Annotated in this window: 19 protein-coding genes and 1 riboswitch; of the genes, 7 read left to right on the top strand and 12 right to left on the bottom strand. The window is 36.8% G+C overall.

Features of this window, described 5'->3' with window-relative positions; translation table 11 throughout:
- Positions 1 to 22: 22 nt before the first annotated feature.
- Positions 23 to 721, bottom strand: a complete 699-nt coding sequence (locus tag TE34_RS19200; protein WP_047986424.1) for a Type 1 glutamine amidotransferase-like domain-containing protein — start codon at positions 719 to 721, stop codon at positions 23 to 25.
- 26 nt (positions 722 to 747) lie between these two features.
- Entirely contained in the window at positions 748 to 1,236 is a 489-nt protein-coding gene (locus tag TE34_RS19195; protein ID WP_047986423.1) for a hypothetical protein, read from the bottom strand.
- A 356-nt stretch (positions 1,237 to 1,592) separates the two neighbouring features.
- Here TE34_RS19195 and TE34_RS19190 point away from each other — a divergent pair, with 356 nt between their 5' ends.
- Both TE34_RS19190 and TE34_RS19185 read left to right on the top strand, forming a co-directional pair.
- The gene (locus TE34_RS19190) at positions 1,593 to 1,958 is read left to right on the top strand and encodes a DUF1801 domain-containing protein (protein WP_047986422.1); all 366 of its coding nucleotides are present in this window, start codon (positions 1,593 to 1,595) and stop codon (positions 1,956 to 1,958) included.
- A 127-nt stretch (positions 1,959 to 2,085) separates the two neighbouring features.
- Positions 2,086 to 2,481, top strand: a complete 396-nt coding sequence (locus tag TE34_RS19185) for a VOC family protein (protein ID WP_047986421.1) — start codon at positions 2,086 to 2,088, stop codon at positions 2,479 to 2,481.
- A gap of 20 nt (positions 2,482 to 2,501) precedes the next feature.
- Here the strand turns inward: TE34_RS19185 and TE34_RS19180 are convergent, their stop codons facing one another.
- Entirely contained in the window at positions 2,502 to 3,104 is a 603-nt protein-coding gene (locus TE34_RS19180; protein ID WP_053075145.1) for a CBO0543 family protein, read from the bottom strand.
- A gap of 126 nt (positions 3,105 to 3,230) precedes the next feature.
- Complete coding sequence (locus TE34_RS19175; RefSeq protein WP_047986420.1) at positions 3,231 to 4,307, bottom strand: hypothetical protein; 1,077 nt, start codon at positions 4,305 to 4,307, stop codon at positions 3,231 to 3,233.
- 158 nt (positions 4,308 to 4,465) lie between these two features.
- Between TE34_RS19175 and TE34_RS19170 the strand changes: the two genes are divergently transcribed.
- The 3 genes from TE34_RS19170 to TE34_RS19160 all read left to right on the top strand — a co-directional run bounded on the left by TE34_RS19170 (position 4,466) and on the right by TE34_RS19160 (position 6,628).
- A complete protein-coding gene (locus TE34_RS19170) occupies positions 4,466 to 5,071 on the top strand; it encodes a Crp/Fnr family transcriptional regulator (protein WP_047986419.1) in 606 nt (201 codons plus the stop codon).
- Between the two features lie 66 nt (positions 5,072 to 5,137).
- Positions 5,138 to 6,109 (top strand): NAD(P)-dependent alcohol dehydrogenase, encoded by a 972-nt coding sequence (locus tag TE34_RS19165; RefSeq protein WP_047986418.1) that lies wholly within the window; start codon positions 5,138 to 5,140, stop codon positions 6,107 to 6,109.
- A gap of 12 nt (positions 6,110 to 6,121) precedes the next feature.
- Positions 6,122 to 6,628, top strand: a complete 507-nt coding sequence (locus TE34_RS19160) for a DinB family protein (protein WP_047986417.1) — start codon at positions 6,122 to 6,124, stop codon at positions 6,626 to 6,628.
- A gap of 79 nt (positions 6,629 to 6,707) precedes the next feature.
- On the opposite strand, the gene TE34_RS19155 is transcribed toward TE34_RS19160, so the two are convergent.
- The 3 genes from TE34_RS19155 to TE34_RS19145 all read right to left on the bottom strand — a co-directional run bounded on the left by TE34_RS19155 (position 6,708) and on the right by TE34_RS19145 (position 10,451).
- Positions 6,708 to 7,421 carry an ABC transporter ATP-binding protein gene (locus TE34_RS19155; protein ID WP_047986416.1) on the bottom strand — a complete coding sequence of 238 codons (714 nt, stop codon included), beginning with the start codon at positions 7,419 to 7,421 and terminating at the stop codon, positions 6,708 to 6,710.
- A gap of 5 nt (positions 7,422 to 7,426) precedes the next feature.
- Positions 7,427 to 9,064 carry an ABC transporter permease gene (locus TE34_RS19150; protein ID WP_047986415.1) on the bottom strand — a complete coding sequence of 546 codons (1,638 nt, stop codon included), beginning with the start codon at positions 9,062 to 9,064 and terminating at the stop codon, positions 7,427 to 7,429.
- Positions 9,065 to 9,368: 304 nt separating this feature from the next.
- Positions 9,369 to 10,451, bottom strand: a complete 1,083-nt coding sequence (locus TE34_RS19145) for a Fe(3+) ABC transporter substrate-binding protein (RefSeq protein WP_201777712.1) — start codon at positions 10,449 to 10,451, stop codon at positions 9,369 to 9,371.
- 443 nt (positions 10,452 to 10,894) lie between these two features.
- Positions 10,895 to 11,072, top strand: a riboswitch (cobalamin riboswitch).
- 179 nt (positions 11,073 to 11,251) lie between these two features.
- Between TE34_RS19145 and TE34_RS19140 the strand changes: the two genes are divergently transcribed.
- Positions 11,252 to 11,725 (top strand): acyl-CoA thioesterase, encoded by a 474-nt coding sequence (locus TE34_RS19140; protein ID WP_201777711.1) that lies wholly within the window; start codon positions 11,252 to 11,254, stop codon positions 11,723 to 11,725.
- Between the two features lie 43 nt (positions 11,726 to 11,768).
- On the opposite strand, the gene TE34_RS19135 is transcribed toward TE34_RS19140, so the two are convergent.
- From TE34_RS19135 to TE34_RS19115, 5 genes are all read right to left on the bottom strand, one after another.
- Positions 11,769 to 12,389: an HAD hydrolase-like protein gene (locus TE34_RS19135; RefSeq protein WP_064971743.1), complete on the bottom strand. Its 621-nt coding sequence runs from the start codon at positions 12,387 to 12,389 to the stop codon at positions 11,769 to 11,771.
- Between the two features lie 112 nt (positions 12,390 to 12,501).
- A complete protein-coding gene (gene uvsE / locus TE34_RS19130) occupies positions 12,502 to 13,467 on the bottom strand; it encodes a UV DNA damage repair endonuclease UvsE (protein ID WP_047986414.1) in 966 nt (321 codons plus the stop codon).
- Between the two features lie 18 nt (positions 13,468 to 13,485).
- A complete protein-coding gene (gene uvsE, locus TE34_RS19125) occupies positions 13,486 to 14,439 on the bottom strand; it encodes a UV DNA damage repair endonuclease UvsE (RefSeq protein WP_047986413.1) in 954 nt (317 codons plus the stop codon).
- An 88-nt stretch (positions 14,440 to 14,527) separates the two neighbouring features.
- Positions 14,528 to 15,568, bottom strand: a complete 1,041-nt coding sequence (locus TE34_RS19120) for a serine hydrolase domain-containing protein (RefSeq protein ID WP_047986412.1) — start codon at positions 15,566 to 15,568, stop codon at positions 14,528 to 14,530.
- A 174-nt stretch (positions 15,569 to 15,742) separates the two neighbouring features.
- Positions 15,743 to 16,873: an MFS transporter gene (locus tag TE34_RS19115; protein WP_269083201.1), complete on the bottom strand. Its 1,131-nt coding sequence runs from the start codon at positions 16,871 to 16,873 to the stop codon at positions 15,743 to 15,745.
- 376 nt (positions 16,874 to 17,249) lie between these two features.
- On the opposite strand from TE34_RS19115, the gene TE34_RS19110 reads away from it, so the two are divergent.
- Complete coding sequence (locus tag TE34_RS19110) at positions 17,250 to 19,304, top strand: catalase (protein WP_047986411.1); 2,055 nt, start codon at positions 17,250 to 17,252, stop codon at positions 19,302 to 19,304.
- Positions 19,305 to 19,517 lie beyond the last annotated feature (213 nt).

The following is a 19,517-nucleotide window of genomic DNA, read 5'->3' as shown; positions in this document are numbered from 1 at the left end:
ACTGGAATTCTTTCACTTTTTATCAAGAGGAGCCTAGAAAAACTGTAGGAAGCTCTGTTTCAATAACATGTTGTTTCAAAGATACTTTATAAGCTTTGGCATTTGGTCTTGAGCTTACGATTTTATGAATCTCATCACCTATGTAATGAAGGGCAACTCCATCATCTACCGCAATTCCGGGCTTTATCTTATCCAACTTAATTAATTTGCGATAGGAGGGCCTTCGATTAGCTTCACCATCATAATGTGGGCAGTTGCTTCCTTTTAGGAAACCCAAACACACTAAAGGTTCCAACCCATCCCCATAGGAATCAGTAACTCCCTCTTCAAACCAGCAAATGGAACCAGCGCTGATACCAGCTAATATGATTCCTTGCTCCCATGCTTTTCTCAAAATATTATCTAATCCCCATTCTTTCCATAAGACTAGCATATTCTTGGTATTCCCACCGCCAACATAGATAATATCCTTTTCTAACAAAAAGCTTTCTAAATCCCTAGTTGGTGGATGAAATAAAGATAAGTGCGAGGCATCACAGGATTGATTTTCGAAAAAATGATAAAACCTCGATATGTAATTATCTGAGTCTCCACTTGCAGTCGGAAGAAAGCATATTCTTGGTTTTGCTTTTTTCGCCTGGTTAAGTATGTAATTGTCTAACAAAGGGTTGTCCGGTTCCATTGAGAAACCGCCCCCACCTAAAGCGATAATTTGTTTCATGTTTTCTTTCATCCTTATTTTAGTTTCTACTCATAAACAGGTTCAACCTTGTAATATCCAGGACCAACCGGTTCATTGATAAAGAAGTAGATTCTTAAGCCGTCTTCGTTTTCTATTATTTTAGCTTTTCTATTATTGTCTTCAAACATCATCTGTTTGATAGTTGGATCCCAGATGATTCCATATTGAACGATAAAGTCATCAAAGTTCGTTCCATGCCAATCAAAGTCATCATCTGATTGTTGTAATGGCATTGCTCCTCCTCCGAAATGCCATTCCCATCCTGCTCCGTCTTTCTTAATGAAGCCTGAGTATAGTTGATCTTCATAAGAATAAAATGTAACTACACCATTTTCTACAATTTCTAAATGAAGAAATTCATCAATATTCAATTTTGTATCAGCCATTTCGTCTAACAATTCCTGTTCGATTGACTTGGTTTCGTTACTGCAGGAGCTTAATGAGAACAAAGCTATCAACAATAAGAAAGTAACTAAAGTAAATTTACTCTTCATACTTCCCCCTAGTTTATAGCGATAAATGATTTTTTGAAAATATCTAACTATTATACTAGCATAACTATAAACCAGATAAAACTTCATGTTAAAAAATTCTCTGCCTAGTATATATATGTACTCAATAAAAAAAAGCACTGTTTTCGCAGTGCTTTTTCTACTTACTTCACTGGTGCTAACTCTGCACCCTTATCATCGCTCACAACACCTGATAATTCCACACATTCCTCCTTTTTTGAATTAGTGTAACCATAGATAACTTGATTAAATTGTAAATATGATACAATCTACTAGATGCTTAGTACCTGAAATGTAAGGTGAAAATAGTATAGTATATTCCAGAAAGGAGAGTTACGATGTTAGAAAAATCGAGAAACAATAAACAGGTTGACAACTACATCGCTGAATTACCTGAGGAGATTCAAGATATTACTAATGCTTTAAGAGAGATCATCCTAGACACTTCACCGAATCTAATAGAAGAATATAAGTGGTCAATGCCTAATTACTCGCAAAATGGACTAGTATTTTACTTGCAAGCTGCCAAGAAACATGTAAACCTGGGTTTTCATAAAGGAATCGAGCTAGTAGATAAGGATATACATAATGTTTTACAAGGAACAGGAAAAGCAATGAGACATATAAGAATTTTAAAGATGGAAGATATTCATTTAGATCAACTCAAACCATTGCTAGAAGCAGCCCTAGAAATGAATAAATAATACAATATAGAGTCGGGTCGAGTAGGAAGTTAGAATTTTAATAAAGTTGAATATATTCTGTCAACATGTGGTAGAATAATAGATAGAAATCAAGCTATATCAAATCTATTATTACTAGGAGGAAAGTATGGGAAGATTAATTCATTTTGAAATTCATGTAGACGATATGGAACGTGCCCAGAAGTTTTATGGAGAAGTTTTTGGCTGGACCTTTGAAGACTGGAGCGAATATGCTGGGATGCCTTATGCAGGAGCTGTAACAGGAAGTTCGGATGAACCAGGAATTGATGGAGCATTAATGAAACGCCAAGGACCTCCACCAGAATCAGGTCAGCCAATGAATGGTTTCTCTTGTACAATGGGAGTAGAAGATTACGATACTACGGAAGCTAAGATACTTGCAAATGGTGGACAAGTTGCTTTACCAAAATATGCTCTACCTGGCATGGCTTGGCAAGGGTACTATAAGGATACAGAAGGAAATGTATTTGGTATTCATCAACCAGATGAAAACGCTAAGTAAGGGTCTGACCTCCCGTGAGCTTATTTCAGCGATCCTAAATAGTAACCTCCAAGAAAAATAGTCACAATAAGGACAAAATGAATTATCGCCCATCCTAATTTGCCAAATTTCAAATGGCTGATATGGAGGGGCTTTCTTAATTCTTTTGGTATAATAATACCTCCAATCCACTCAAACACTAAGAAGTAAATCCACCACCAAGTATAAGAATCCCACAAGTCCCATTCAAAATTGTATGTAATAAGATCCGTATAATTGGAAGCTAGAGTTTCCAAAAGCATTCCTACGTGAATAATCGTCCAAAAGAAAGGTATTTTCCAACCCCAATTTTCCGGACTATAACGTACGGCAAATAAAACAATAATTGGGAATGATAATGCAATCGCAGTAAATGGCATAATTTGCAGCTTAGGAAATAAAAGATAGGGGAAGGAATAAAAATCAAAGCTTACGAATATATAACAAAATATAATTCCAGCTAATGCCGCTAAGATAAATAATAATCCATACTTTTTTTTATCTATTTGTAAAAAGAAAAGTAGGCTAAAGAAACCAATAACAATCGCTACGAGGTGGCTAATAAACTCAATGTGGAATCCAATATTTACATAGTCTGTTAACATTTGCTCTCATTTCCTTAAGTTGTTTGTATTTATCATTTGTTTATTTAATAAGGTTATACGTCCATCGTCAGTCATTTCAGGAATGAAAACAGTCCAAAATCAAGGAAGTGATTGTGGACTGTTCGATCAGTAAAACTTTTTATCTTTTACAGATAGGTCATATAGATTTTCTAATATCTGTGTTCTGAGCTGGACTAGTTCATCATATCCATACAAGAACTTAATCTTTTCATATTTCATATCAGACTGACCTTGTAGTTCTTCGGAGTTAAGCATGATGAAAAAGGTGAAGGTTTCTGCAAAATCCTCATTTGGATCCCATGCTTGATAGCCATTGAAGAAACGGTCTTCATATTTTTGATAAAATGTTCGGTAATCATCTTCTATGCTCCAATCAATTGCTTCATAATCTCCCATCATATCTTCCCAGAATTCAAGGTAGAATTGATATAAGTAACTGTCTTCATTGGCACAACCAAACAAATAAAATGTAGGGCATTCTTCAATTGCTTGAGCTATTACTTCTACATCATCGGATAAATGAAAATCGGATTCCACTTTTACCTGGTCTTTATTTGATGTTAGAATATGGCCAAATTCGTGTATAAGTATCCCTTTATGATAATTAGGATCATATTTTGGTGTTTTTACGGCGAAGTTTAGGGTTGTGTGTTCAATGTTTTCCTCATCTCGTCCTACAAAATAATAGTAGCCGGGAAGGTTTGTCCAAACTAATTGTTTCAGGTCTTTTCGGTATTCTTTAGGAATTAAATTAGAAAATATGTACCAATACTCTTTCACAATTTCCTCTTGAAGCTGAGTATTTTGTTGAGAATTCTCTTGTAAATAGACTTCATAATCTTCGGTGATTTGGACCTCGGATAACTCACTATTTTCATCTATTGAGAAATAAAAAATATTCTTTACTTCTTCCCAACGGAGTCCATCAGTCAGTGGAGAATATTGAAAATCCTCCATTAAATTGCTATTCCATTTCAGGTACAGTTCATTCACTTCCTGAAAACAATCACCACGTTCAACGACATCATTTATCAATTTACATTCTTTACCTCTATCCTCGTAATTTTGACGCATGCTATCTAAACCAGATTTTGAAGCTTCAACTTGTTCATCATTGCTACAGCCTACAAGTACTGTTATTAGCACAATGAATACTGCTATAAAGAGAAATTGATTTTTCATGCCAACCTCCATTATTCATTCATTTCACTTTTTACCTGTTATTACGAAAATTACTAGAAAAGGTTTCGAATTTAAATAATTATTAATTTTTTACAAAAATATAATATAAAAAGTGGTATGATTAATATGGAAAATAAATACAGAAAAGGGAGAAAGCCATGAAAGAAAAATTACTTCAATATATGGCTAAATATACGAATCTTAATGAAGCAGATCAACAATTTATACTAGAATCGCTTAACATTCAGGGATTTACAAAAGGAACCCAACTCGCTGGACAAGGGGATTCATTAGATCCTACAAAATGTTATTTCGTATTATCCGGCTGTGTTAGACAGTATCAGTTCAATGTAGATGGTAAAGAAATCACAACCAATTTTTATACCGAAGAACAAGCAATATTATTGTCCAATTTTACCCGAGAGGATCTATCCTCTAAATACTCGCTTACTTGTACGGAAGATTGCGTATTAGTCGTTGGAGATATGGAGTCTGAACAGGAAATGTATCAACAATATTCCGAGCTAGAAAAGATGACCCGTCGCATGATGGAAACTTACCTTGGTCAGACGCAAAATGAATTTGCCAACTTTATTAGTTCCACACCCGAAGAACGATACAAATCTATAATCGAAAACAGACCAGACCTTCTAACCCGCGTACCTCAACATCAATTAGCTAGCTACCTAGGTATTACTCCAGAGTCTTTAAGTCGAATTAAAAAGCGAACACAACATACTCCAACAAATTTGAGTCCATCTTAACTTAAGTCAATGTCGTAGTTCATTTTATCAATTAAACTGAGCAAAAAGAACTTTAGGAGGATCTAAATGAAAGCAATAGTATCTAATAAATACGGTGGACCAGAATCCTTGGAACTTCAGGATGTGACAATGCCAGTTCCCAAACCGGATCAAGTATTAATAAAAGTGCATGCGGCTTCTGTTAATTATGGCAACATCGTATTACTGAGAGGTAAACCTTATATAGCCAGATTAGTATTTGGAATTCGTAAGCCGAAATTTCGAATCCCAGGTGGTGATATCGCAGGAACTGTCGAAGCAGTAGGAGAGAAGGTCACACAGTTCCAAGTGGGTGATGAGGTGTATGGCGACTTATCCAGCAGTGGCTGGGGAGCTTTTGCAGAATTTGTTGCAGCTCCGGAGAAGGCAATTGCTCATAAGCCTAGCAATCTATCATTTGAAGAAGCTGCTGCAGTCCCAATGGCGGGAGTAACCGCTCTTCAAGCCGTAAGAGATAAAGGGAAGATAGAGAAGGGACAGAAGGTACTCATTCACGGTGCTTCAGGTGGAGTAGGTACGTTTGCATTACAGATTTCAAAAAACTTTGGTGCTGATGTGACTGCGGTGGTTAGTAGTAGAAATGTAGAAATAACTTATGGCCTAGGAGCAGACAATGTTTTGGACTACAAAAAAGAAAGAATAACAGAAAGTGGCCAATTGTATGATCGAATAATTGGAATCAACGGATCGGAGTCTATTTCAACATACAAGCATATTCTTACATCGAATGGAATATGTGTTTATGTGGGAGGTTCCATTAGTCAAATGTATGAATCGATGCTTTTCGGACCATTAGTTTCGATAACAGGTAAGAAAAAATTCATGAATTTCATGCATCAGCAAAAACAAGAAGACTTAGTTTTGTTGAAAGAGTTAATCGAGGCGGATAGTGTAAAGCCGGTAATTGATAGAAGGTATACATTAGATGAAGTGCCACAGGCAATTAAGTATTTTGAAGAAGGGCATTCTCGAGGAAAGGTTGTCATTTCAATTCCATAAAGGGGGATTATGATGGAGGGTATTATTACGGATAACTTCCAGGAAACAAGAGTAGAGCTATTTAAGTTAATTGAAGGTTTAAGCGATGAAGAACTTAATGCAACACCAAGTGAGGAGCGGTGGAGTATAGGGCAGATATGCCATCATCTAACTTTAGTAGAATTAGCAACTATAAAAGCGGTGAAGTGGGGTTTACAAGAAGATAAGGATACTAAAACAGCTCCAAAAGATATGAGTTATATGTTAAATCGGTCAAAAAAATTTCCTGCCCCTAAAGTAGTGGTTCCCGGTGGTGGGCCATTTGAAGTTCAAGAAGTTATGGATATGCTCAGTAAGTCTAGGGAAAAGCTAATTGAGACAATTAATAGCATAAAAGATCCTTCCTCCTTATTAGAAGAAAAATCTGTGGTACATCCTGCATTTGGTTTATTACCGTTAAGTCAGTGGATAGAGACTATCCCACTACATGAACAGCGGCATATGGAACAAATAAAGGAGATTATTTCTACAAACAACTAGAGTGGGCGTTAGAAGAAAACGGTCAAATTAAATGGGCCTGTCCCTCTGTGAAAACATTCATAGAAGGACGGGCCCACATTTAATTTGAGTTAGCCCACATTAACAAACTTGCACATCCTAGCACTTCTTCTGGCGGACCGACTCGGTTAATCATTCCATTTTCAATGAATACAATACGATCAGCTAATACTCTTGCATCCGCTTGATCATGGGTGACAAATATAGAGGTGACACCTGTTTTCTTTAGAATTGTATAAATGTCGTCTCTTATTTTCACCTGAAGGTTTGCATCTAGATTACTAAAAGGTTCATCAAATACTAAAAGAGACGGAGATGGTGCTAAAGCTCTTGCTAGGGCAACACGTTGTTGTTGGCCACCGCTTAATTCATACGGATAACGATATTTAAAGTCAGTTAAATTAACTAATTCGAGCATTTCATCTAATCTATCAGCTTTTTGCTTACGATTCATTTTACGAAGCCCGTAAATAATATTCTTTGCAACCGTCATATGCGGAAACAGGGCATAATCTTGAAACACCATTCCAATTCCACGATTTTCTGGGGTTACAAAATGTCGTTCGTCTACAACAATTTTTCCATCAATGGAAATGGAGCCTGATTTTGGTGTTTCTAATCCAGCTATAATTCGCAGTATCGTACTTTTTCCACTGCCGCTTTCACCTAAAATAGTGACCGTTTCCCCTTGATCAATATTTAGACTAAAATCTTTGATTGTCGGCTTACTACTATTTTGATATTGGTAATGTAAGTTTTTAATCTGAACATACATTAGGGTCACTCTCCTTTATCCAAGACTTTATGGAAAATAAAAATACAAATGCCACTAATCAATATAATTAGTAACGATGCAGACGCTGCTTCACTTACCATTTCATCGTTTGCATATCGGAAAGCTTTCGTAGCTAACGTCGAGAAGTTAAACGGCTGTAATAACATAGTTAATGGCAATTCCTTTAAAATATCTACAAAGACTAAAATAAAACCACTAATGACTGCACCTTTAACGAGTGGTATATCTACACCAAAAAATGTTTTGACTTGAGAGACGCCTAACATTCTAGACGCTTCTGTAAACGTATTCCCTACTTTTTCAAATCCAGCTTCAATACTATTATAACCAACCGCTAGAAAGCGAATAACGTATGCCGAGATGAGCATAACAAGACTCGTTCGTAATACATAGATTGGGTCTGAATTAAAGCTAGTAAAAAATGAATATAATATATCATCTAAAGCTATAAATATCGTAATAATCCCCACTGCTATAATTGCTCCCGGGATAGAGTACCCTAATACAGTTATCTTGGATATGACCTTGGAAAATATACTCCTACTAATCCGCGTATAATTTGCAATAACCAATGCAATTGCAACAGTTAGTAATGCCGCAGTTGCTGCTGCCGTAAAGGAGTTTTTTATTAATGTAAAAAATTCAGCAGTAAGTATCTTGTCATAAGTCATAACTGCCCAATAAATTAGCTGCAATAACGGGATTAATAATCCCAAGCTAAATATGGCAAAACAATATGCAAACATCAACCATGCCTTAGTCCCAACTAGTAGTTTCGATTGAATGGGGCGAACCTTTGTCGTAGAGTAACTGTAACGCTTTCTACCCCGAACGATAGTCTCTAGTATTAAGATGAAGATGACAACTACCATTAGCGTGCCAGCAATTTTAAATGCTGAATCGATATCGCCCATCGCAAACCATGTTTGAAAAATGGAAGTGATAAAAGTCTGAACACCGTAATACTTTACGACACCATAGTCATTAATGACCTCCAACATAACAATAGTTACTCCTCCAATAATTGCAGCGCGTGCAATCGGAAGGATTACTCTAAAAAATACTTCAAAGGAGTTTGCTCCTAATAAACGGGCGTTTTCAACGATAGATGCAGACTGTTGTTCAAAAAAAGACTTGGTAATAACGTAAATATATGGATATAAAAACAATGTAAAAATAAAAATAGAACCTTGAATGGACATAATATCAAAGTACTTCTGATCTACTTGAATACTAAAGGAATTACGTAGTGTCGATTGAATAACACCTGTATAGTTTACAATACCATGATAGGTGTATGCACCAATAAATGGCGGTACGGCCAGTGGAAGTATCAAACCCCATCTAAAGAAATTCCGTAATGGAAACTTATAAACGGTTACAATCCACGCGAGGCTGGTGCCTATCAGAGTAGTTGCTATTGCTGTGAAAACTAAAATTATTCCAGTGTTCGTTACTATATCAACGAGCAAGTATTCCTTAATATGCTGCCAGTTTTCATTTGCCGGGGCAAAGAAATTCACTGCGATTACTAGGTTTGGTAATAGAATAATAGTTATAAATAAAAAGCTGAGTAATGCCCACATATTAGGGCGGCTTTTTGTAGTTCTAATAGAGTTCATTGATGGCACACCTTCCACAGATGTAAACAAATTACGTATTAAATAGAATAAGAAAGAATAAAATATAGCTGTGTTAATTTCCTAAGCAGTAACAGTTACACCCAGTGAAGTCATTTTTGTACCTTTGTATCAACTGGGGCAGTAGGTTCGTCTTTAACGAGAGCAAACAATTAATCTTATCAACTTCTATTATACTAGAAAGTTCCTCGAAAATGAATATCATTATCATTTACACCTAACATGGATAAAACCGTATCACCAAATGTGATACGGTTTTATTTCTATTTATTACTATATTTTTACTTTATTTCCAGCCTACTTCGTTAAATAACTGGATTGCTTTTGCATTATTTTCACCAAGGATAGTTAAGTTAATATCTTGTTCTTTAAACTCTCCCCATGATTGAAGTGTCTCTGAAATTTTAGCTGATTCGTTGACTGGATATTCGTTATTCGCCTCAGCAAATACTTCCTGTGCTTCAACATTAGATAAGAATTCAATGAATTTTATTGCATTTTCCACATTTTTAGCATGTTTTGTTACTGCTGCACCACTAATATTAATATGTGTACCTGTAGTATCTTGATTTGGGAAGAACACGCCTAGTTGCTCCCCTACACTTACTTCTTCAGGGTTCTCTGAGTTTAATAAACGACCAACATAATACGTGTTAACAATTGCGACATCACCCTCACCTGCTGCGATTGCTTTCATTTGGTCCGTATCGCCGCCTTGAGGATCTCTTGCCATGTTGTTGACAATTCCAGTTGCCCATTCTTTTGCTACTTCTTCACCACTTAACTCAATAAAAGATGCCATTAGTGATTGGTTGTATATGTTTTCAGAAGAACGGATTAATACACGATCCTGCCACTCAGATTCTGTTAATGTGTCATATGTTGATAAGTTTTCTGGATCTACACGGTCTTTTGAGTAAACAATAATTCTAGCTCTTTTGGTTAAGCCAAACCACTCATTATCAACATCTCTCAACTTTTCAGGGATATTTGCTGATAATACGTCACTTTCAATAGCCTGTGTTAGTCCCTTTTCTTTGAGACGAGCAAGGTTACCAGCATCTGCTGTTATAAACACATCTGCTTCTGTTGCTTCACCTTCACGATCAAGGCGCTCCATTAATTCATCGCCTTTTCCTTCGACTACATTTACTTCTATACCTGTTTCTTCTTTAAACTTTTCATATAAATCTGCATCGACATCATAGTGTCTACTAGTATATAGATTAACAACTTTTGCTGTTTCTTCATTGCTATCCGTATTGGTATCTTTCTCACCATTATCTGCTTTATTATCCTCAGTACAACCCGCTAAAACAAATAATGCTGTCGCTAGTATAGCAAATATCATCCACTTTATTTTATTCATTGATATGACCCCTCCGATGTATGTATAATACACAAATGATAATGATTATCATTTGCAACAATACCGATTTTAATGTAAAAAAGGGTCGTTGTCAATATTTATTTAAAGGGAAGCAGAGATTTTTATGATAGAGAATTGGACAATTGAATAAGGAATATGGTAACCAATACCAACCACAAGTTAAACGAATGCTAACTCTCAATGGATTTAGTCAAAATATAATGGAATTACTTACTTTTTAGTTATTTGTATGTAAACATGTACTAAGGCATAAGCGGATTAACTCCGTAATGATTTAGGGTTGATGTGGCTGCACTTTTGCTCAGAAAGGGTAACATTAGGTACCACACTAAACATGAGATACTCCTTGGCATAATAGATAAATTGTATTACAGTAAACGTAGGCAGTATTATCATTGTTTTATAAACACAATTACATATAGGTTCATACCGGTAAACATGGTTTCTTTAATAGACTTAAAAGGGAATCTGGTGGAATACCAGAACTGTACCCGCAACTGTAAGTGCTGACGAAATAAGAAAAACCACTGTCTAAAGATGGGAAGGCTTAAAGTAGGTGGAAGCACAAGTCAGGAGACCTGCCATGTTTACTTCGTATCATCTTCTTCGGGAGTTAGGAAGGTTAGGTATTTAGGTATAGTAATAAATAACTTTTCGTGTTTTTTTATATTTTACTGTATCCATTCCTACCAATCCGTCCTTAGTGGCGGATTTTTTTGTGTGCACAAGAACCCTATTGGATGAAAACCTATACCATCAAAACAGAAAGTGGGAAGATTATGAAAAAGATATCTACAAATGTTTCTCGTACCATTCAAACGAAGCTAGTGTTGCCACCAGACACAAATCATTTGGATACTATTTTTGGAGGAAAGGTATTAGCTTACATTGATGAAATTGCTGCTATTGCTGCAATGAAACACAGTAGAAAAGTTGTCGTGACAGCATCCATTGATGAAGTGAACTTTTTATCTGCTGCGAAAGTCGGTGATATTCTTACATTAGAAGGGGTAGTCATCTCAACTGGGAATACGTCCATGGAAGTGTATGTAAAAGTGGAATGTGAACAGTTAGAAACAGGGGTGAAAAGTCTTACAACTACATCATTTTTAACAATGGTAGCGATAGATAGTGACGGCAAACCAGTCCCGGTTCCAGGAATAATCCCTGAGACGGATCATGAAGAAGAATTGTATCAACAAGCAAAAGAGAGAAGAAAGCGTTGGTTGCATGTTAATAAAGGAATGAAGTAATCAGAAACGGGACTGCTTATAAAAGCGTTCCCGTTTCCAACTCCTATATAATCTTCAATATCTCCCCAGGTTCAAAGACCTGATAATCCGGTTTTTCTTTCTCAACTACCTCGAAGGAATCATAGCCCCACCCGACCCAGATGATTTTTACGCCGGTTTTCTTACAGGCTAGGATATCCCTTTGTTCATCACCAACATAGATGACTTCGGTTGGCATCAGGTTATGTTCTCTGAGATACCTATTAATTAGCTTATCTTTCCCGAGAATACTACTCGAACAAAGTACTCTGTTTATACTTGTAATCTCGTTTCGATCTAAGAAATCCACAATGTTTTCTCTAGAGTTAGATGAAATAATACTAGTTTGATAACCTTTTTCTTCTAGTTGAAGTAGTGTTTCTTTCATGCCGTCAAATAACCTTAGTTCATGCAAAGAAGCTTGGTATAAGCTGTATATCTTCGGCGCAATGATCGGCACTTTGTACATGGAAAAATCTAATCGCTTCAATCTTTGCTTTAATGAAAGTTTTTTGAGGAATTCTAATTCTTGAGGTTTAATTTCTTTTAGTTTATATCGATCTGCAAGTGAGTTCCAACTGGATACAAATACTTTTAAGGAATCCACAAGAGTTCCATCAAAATCAAAAATAACATGTTTAATCATATCAGCACTCCATCTTTTGTCCTTTAATATACTGTAGCACATGCTCTATCTTATTCAAGAATAATATTAAGTTAACCATGTGACAAAAGACCAAACCGAACCGATTTGGTCCTTATTTTAATATAAAAGAAGATCCGTCTACTACAGTAACATCACCTCTATTTTTCACTTCCCTCATTAACCGAAAAAGCGCTGCATCCTTACGTTTCGCCTCAATCATACAATCGATTTGGTGGACTGACCCCTTTATCTCATTTAGAAAAGTGAAGAACATATCAACGTCGACGTAATCAGAATGGTGACGGAACTCTTTTTCACTTTTTGGACTGGAAATATGCATTTTGATTGGAAGTGGGGAGTGCTCCCACGTTTGCACGATACTATCCCAATGCTGAATCCATTTTGAATCTTGATGGTGAGCCAGATGATGGTGGTAATCAAATACAAGAGGAATTCCGAGCTTCTGACACAGATAGAGTGTATCTTCCAATGTAAAAGAAGTATCATCATTTTCGAGCATTACCATTTTTTGAATTCCTTTTGGAACATCCATCCAAGCTTCCACAAACTGCTCGAGTGATTTTTCCGTATCTTTATAGTTTCCTCCGACATGCATCACACAGCGGTGAGTAGGATCAATTCCCATACCCTTTAAGAGGAGGTAATGCATTTTAAGCGTCTGAACAGAGTTTTTAAAGACTTCTTTTTTGGTGGAGTTAAGCAGAACAAAATGGTCTGGGTGGAAATCTACTCGTAGTTGATGCTCTTTTACAAAATCACCAATTTCACGCAGAGAACCTTTCAATGGTTTCATATAATCCCAATCTAGCAACTCTTCATGATTTGCAAGTGGTATTAGTCGTGAAGTTAGGCGATAAAAATGAATCTCGGAGGCAACGTTATGCCGCAATAACCGCAATGTATGATGTAAATTGGATAGAGCAATCCGTTCTAATTTACGAATGGCAGCCTCTCTATCGGTTAACTTCTGAAATTGAGCAAAAGTCATCGTTTGGGAAGGAGAAGCATTTTGTAATTCCATACTCATAGCGACATAGCCTAGTCGTACTAGTGTCATAATCATCAACTCCAATATTTAATATTCAACAGATGCTCCGGACAAACGTTTAACTCCTCGAATATTAGAAATATCCTCGACTAACTGTAGCATTGCGAGGTTTTTCTGCTTTGCCTCAATCATAATATCGAAGTCTCTGCCCAATTCCTTAGCTATTTTTAAAAATGGAAGAATGAATTGTAAATCAACTAAATCAGCATGAGAACGAAAGGCAGAAGCTGATTTAGGGGAGGAGACATGGACTTTCGGTGCTAAATCACGATGATTCCACGTATCGAAAATCCTCTCTAAGTAGTTCTCTAGTTCAACCTCGCCTTTATTTGCCATGTAATGATGATAATCCAAAATCATTGGAATCTGTTCCTTCTCACAAGCCTCTAATGTTTCCTTCACATCATAGGTTTTATCATCGTTTTCTAGTGTCATATAATACTGTACTTCGTTCGGAAGTGACTTTAAATTTTCATGAAACCGGACTAATGTCTGTTCTTTATCACCATAAGCCCCACCGATATGGATATTCATAATAGAAGTATCAAGCACACCCATTGCTTCTAACATCTGGTAATGGTATTCCATATCCTCTACCGCATTCCTGGTGACCTCACTTCGAGGACTTGTAAAAAGTGTATACTGACCGGGATGAAAGCTTGTCCGGAGCTTGTACTTATTAATTAACCTGCCTAATTCCTTCCACTCCTCCTTAAAGGGTGTAACGAAATCCCAACGTGCCTCGGGGTGGGTGGCAAGGGGAACAAGCATACTAGAGAAACGATAAAGCTCAATCTCGTGCGCGATATTGTAACAAATGATTCGTTTCGTATGATGTAAGTTTTTAGCGGTAACTGATTTTAGTGTGTCCAAGCGATCTTCTTTGGGAAGCTTGGAATACCTTGCAAAAGTTAATGTTTTGGAAGGACTGGCATCCCATAAGCCAAGTGCATTGGCAACATAGCCAAACCGAATCTTCATCTATGACTCCCCTGACCTAAGTAAGAATATGTTTATATTTTGTAAGCAAGTGGCTTATTATGCGGAAGGGTTTGCTTTATATCGTTATTTAAGTCAAAAGAGCTTGATAAATTTCTCCTATAATTCCTTCCATTTGATGAACACCTAGTTCAGCATTTGTCATAATAACTGCACCTATTTCTGTGTTAGGAAAAGCAAACAACATACATTGGAAGCCAACTCCCCAACCGAGCGATGTTATTTCTAGTTCTTCTTCAGATTCATCAAGAAATACACCTAATCCTGTCCAACTCTTTCCATTCTGTGGTCTTATTATTTCTTTAGCTAATTTTGTCGATAAGTCAATTTTGCTTTCTCCTTTTATAGCATTCAATAACTCGAGTACTAATTTAGCTAAATCCAGAGAAGTTGTCCAAAGACCAGAGGCGGCTGGGTATGGATAGATTGGATACTTACCATCTACTATTTCTCCGTACTTGTTGTGACCAACAGAATGATTTTCAATATTTACTTCCAACTTACCTGTATTTAGATAATGACTATTTTCCATTCCAAGCGGTTCAAATATATATTCTTTCATCACTTGTTGAAATGGTTTTGCAGTAACATCTTCTATCAGTTGCTGAACAATACAGAACCCTGCATCCGAGTAGTGGAATTCGGAGCCTGGCTCGCATTGTACTTCAATAGGCACTGTACAATAAGGTGTTTTTCCCATTAACAAATCGGCCATAGTTGGAATCCCAAAATCTGTCTTCAATTCTGAAAAGCTATCTTCTGGATCCTTGATTCCCGCCTGATGACTAAGTAAATTTCTCAGTGTAACTTTTTTAATCTTTGTAAAATCGTTATCTTGAACTTTCCATGATACTAGCTTTTTATTTATGTCGTCATCTAAGCCTAGAATTCCATCTTCCGCTAGTTTCATTACCAATATTCCAGTTAAGAATTTACTAACCGAACACGCACTAAAAATAGTATCTTCATTTACTTTTCTATTGCTTTGTACTTCTAAAGTTCCGTAATTTTCTGTACCACTGATTTGACCGTTCGCAATCAATGAAATGCTTAAACCTGGTACCTTATAATATTGCATTCGTTCTCCCATATTAATGTTATTTAAATTCAATTTAATTCCCCCTAAGTTATTCACATTACCAAAAGTATAACACGAATATATATTCTATTGTGTTTTTGGATAATTATTTTTGATAACTCTCCCCAATGCGAAAATTGACATAAAAATAAAAAGACACCAATTCAAGAATGAATTGTGTCTTCAAGTAAATACAGTGTAAATAAATTAATATGGATAAGGTGTCCGGGTAACCGTAGTCGACCCCGATTGCAGCCTCGCATACCCAATCAAAGTAAGTGCCAACATCCCAATCAAAAATGCCACGAAGTAAGGTGAAACAACATCCCTAACAACGCCAGTGATAAACGAACTAGTAATCATCCCCATGGAATACACCGCTGACATTACGCCAAATGCCCTTCCATGCCCTTCATTTGAAATAGCATCCGTCACAGCAGTCGCCATGGCAGGCATCATGATCCCAAAGAAGAAGCCGATGCAGAATAATAGTATAGGTAAAGCGAGTAAACCGCTAAATAGCGCAAATAAGCTAAAACACATACCAAATAGGCCGAAGATTAGTCGTTTAACTGGGTCGAAGCGGTGAACAAAAAATAATGACAAAGAGAAAAAGGTTCCAACTCCAAAGAAGCTGAACAAAACTCCTGTAACAGCAGTAGATAGTCCTTGTTCTACCGCAAGATATGGTACCTCATAAATAATGACACCATGAATATACATCACCGCAAATCCGGTTAGAAATACAACCTTCAAATGAGGATTTTGGATTACTTGCATAAAGCTTAATGGCTTAGCCTGACTATTAACCACAATAACGTTTTCTTTCTCTTTTAAATTGTAGACCGTATAAATACCTATTAATAATAAAGCCCCACCGATTGCATAATAGGTATTCGCATATCCAATACCTGCTCCGAGTAATCCACCAATAATTGGTGCAATAATACTTGCGATTGTGCCTAGAATACCGTTGATAGCCATGTTTTTCCCTTGTTGTTGGCTGTTCTTCGCATAGCTTGATAATAATGCGAGAGCAGATGGGATTAAGAAGGCTAATGAAAAGCCGTTCAATGCGCGAAGTACTAATAAACTAGCAGCACTAGAAGCAAGTGCATGGGCGATAAACAACGTTCCTGAGATAAATATAGGAAGGGTGATAAACACCTTCTTACCAAATCGATCCACTAAAGGTCCTGCAATTAGATTCCCTGATAAATTCGTAAATGATGCAACACTAAGCATAATTCCAATTAAAACACTTGATGCGCCTAGCTTTGCTGCGTACGGTGCAAAAATGGGTGCTTGTATACTCATGACTAAACTCATAAAAAACATAACGATGAAGATGTGCATTTTTTCTACAGCTGTTTGTCTCAATTTTCTCACCTCGAAAAAAATGTATGCGAAAAGTAAGAAAATAAGACGAGCTTTTTTTGGGGACAGTCCCTCAGCACGCTAAAGCGTTAACGCTTTAGTGCGCTGAGGGACTGTCCCGCCCCGATAGTGGGATAAGGTTTTTTGTGAAAATAAATTTTACTTATTGTGAGCAGAATATATAAATCAAGAACATGCTCCTTACATGAAAGAAGCATGTTCTTTTTAAGTAGGAAAAAATATTAACATAAATTGTATGAATATGTAATAAGCCCTAATCCTGAGGCATAAAGTATAAGTGGAAAATTTTACACAAAAAATTAGGATGGGTGATTACATGGACGATAAGTCATCAAGAAAAAAGCCTCCTACTGATCCGAAACAGGAACAATTAGATCAGTACCGTATTCAAAATACTGGTGAGCCAATGACGACGCTGCAAGGCAAAAAAAGGTCACAAGATACCGATCAATTAAAAGCAGGTGTACGCGGCCCTTCGTTACGGCAAGACTATGAGTTCTTTGAAAAAATGGGACATTTCGCGCACGAAGAAATACCAGAAAGGGTTGTACATGCAAGAGGTTATAGTGCACATGGAGAGTTTGAATGTTATCAATCTATGAGACATGTGACAAAAGCAAAATTTCTAGGAGAAGCAGGCAAAAAGACACCATTAACTATACGTTTTTCAACTGTACAAGGAGCAAAAGGGTCCTATGATACGGCGAGAGATTTACGATGTCAGGGAGTGAAGCTGTATACAGAAGAAGGAAATGTCGACCTGACAACAATCGCCATGCCTGTATTGATTAATCAGGATGCGATGAAGTTTCCAGATGCAATGCATGCTTATCAATCAAAGCAAGATGATGATATACCAACAGCATCCGGAGCACACGACCTTTTTTGGGATTATGTAGCGAATAATGATGAGGCACTTCATATGGTGACATGGATTATGTCAGATCGTGGTATTTTAAGAAGCTATCGAATGATGGAGTCATGGTCAATCAATACGTATTTATTTGTTAATGAACAAGGGAAAGCAACATTTGTGAGATACGTTTGGAAGCCTGTCTTAGGTGTCCATTCCTTGACGCAGGATGAGGCACTTAAGATTGGAGGAATTGATCCAGACTTCCATCGAAAAGATTTGAGAGAAGCTATAGATAAAGGATTCTATCCAGAATATGAATTAGGCGTTCAACTGATTCCACTCGAGGATGAATTCAAATTCGACTTTGATGTACTGGATCCTTCTAAATTCTGGCCAGAAGAGCTCATTCCAGTTCAAATTATCGGTAAAATGACGTTGAATCGCAACATTCAAAACTACTTTACAGAATCTGAACAAGTTGCATTTAACCCTGCAAACGTCGTTCCTGGAATTGACTTTTCTAATGACCCTGTCTTGCAGGGGAGGTTAATGGCGTATCGAGAAACACAGCAACACAGACTAGGCAGTCCTAATTATGATGAATTGCCAATCAACCGCTCACTTTGCCCGTTCACAAATAATACGCGAAGAGGCTTTATGAGACAGCGTATTGACGTGGATCAGGTAAACTACCATAAAAATTCACTAGCCAATAATACGCCTTATACTGTACCACCAGAAGAAGGAGGATATGAATCTTACCCTAAGAGAGTGGAAGGGCACGTGATACGAGCAAGAAGTGATTCATTCAAAGATTACTTCTCGCAAATTAGAATCTTTTGGAATAGCTTGACACCTGTTGAAAAGCAGCACACGATTCAGGCGTTTAGCTATCAACTTGGAAAAGTGAAGAGTGAATCTGTCCGCCAACAAAACGTAAATTTATTAGTCAATGTTGACAAGGAATTGGCTACCATAGTTGCTGAAAATATAGGGGTTAAACCTCCAAGCGGTTCCCATGTACCAATTTCAACAAGTTATCCTTCACTTAGCCAATACAGTACGCCTAGTTATGCTGCAACACAAAAAGTCGGAGTATTAATTGGAGAAGGATTTAATGGCGGGGAAGTAAAACAAGTACTTAACTTCCTACAACAAAATGGCGTTTTCATTGAAATCGTAAGTGAACGTCTAGGTATGATTTCAGGTAGCGATGGTTCCAAGTTAAAAGTAGACCAGACATTCCTTACTGCAAGTCCATATCTGTATGACACACTATACATTGTTGGAGGAATCTCTAAAAATCAAGACGTATTCAATGCGAATATTACGGATTATATCCAAGTAGCCTATAAAAATTACAAACCAATCGGTGTAGCAGCTTCGGGGCAATCATTATTACAGCCTTCTAGCAAAAATAACTTAGCCGGTGTTGTATATGCTGCTAATAATCCTAATTTCGGCAAAGATTTCTTAGCTGCCATTGCGCAACAACGTTTTTGGAATCGGAAATAGATGGAATAGTGAAAGAGCTAACTATGTGGTTAGCTCTTTCTTGTTTCGGGTACATGTAAATTAGGAAAGGGTATATAAAAAGCTAGGATGGTCACATGAAATCTGGATTGGGAGCATGTACATTAGAATTGGTCCGATGTAGTTTAAGGAAGTTACATGCAATCAAAGTTAAGGTCTATGTATATCTTCAAAGGGCACATGTCTATTTGGTAT

The sequence above is a fragment of the Ornithinibacillus californiensis genome, assembly GCF_001038485.1.
Classification (GTDB): domain Bacteria; phylum Bacillota; class Bacilli; order Bacillales; family Amphibacillaceae; genus Ornithinibacillus; species Ornithinibacillus californiensis.
Note: the sequence above shows the minus strand (reverse complement) of the source record. Positions and strands in the feature narration are given on the sequence as shown.